We start from the raw sequence: 343 nt of genomic DNA, 5'->3' as shown, positions 1-343 counted from the left end.
CGCGCGGTGCGGGAAGGCCGTCCGCCCGGCCAGGGTGAACGCCACATCGGCGGCCTGGAGTTCATCCAGCTCCGTCAGGCGCGCGACCTGGGCGTCCAACGCCGCTTCGCACGTGGCGGACACCACCCAGGGCATCGCCCCGGTCGCGGGCGTGACGTCCTGGGCGGTCTCGGGTTCGGCCTGCTCCAGGATCACGTGGGCGTTGGTCCCGCTGATCCCGAAGGACGACACGCCCGCACGGCGCGGGTGGCCGGTGGCCGGCCAGTCGGTGCGCTCGGTGAGCAGCTCGACGGCGCCGGCCGTCCAGTCGACGTGCGACGACGGCGCGTCCACGTGCAGCGTG

At 74.6% G+C, this 343-nt stretch carries 1 protein-coding gene; it reads right to left on the bottom strand.

Annotation, left to right across the window (positions count from 1 at the left end):
• Window positions 1-343, bottom strand: a 343-nt coding sequence (locus PUR71_RS01260; RefSeq protein WP_329924406.1) for a ketoacyl-synthetase C-terminal extension domain-containing protein, incomplete at both ends; no start/stop codon positions are given.

This window comes from Streptomyces sp. SP17BM10 (genome assembly GCF_036322405.1).
Lineage (GTDB): Bacteria > Actinomycetota > Actinomycetes > Streptomycetales > Streptomycetaceae > Kitasatospora.
Note: the sequence above shows the minus strand (reverse complement) of the source record. Positions and strands in the feature narration are given on the sequence as shown.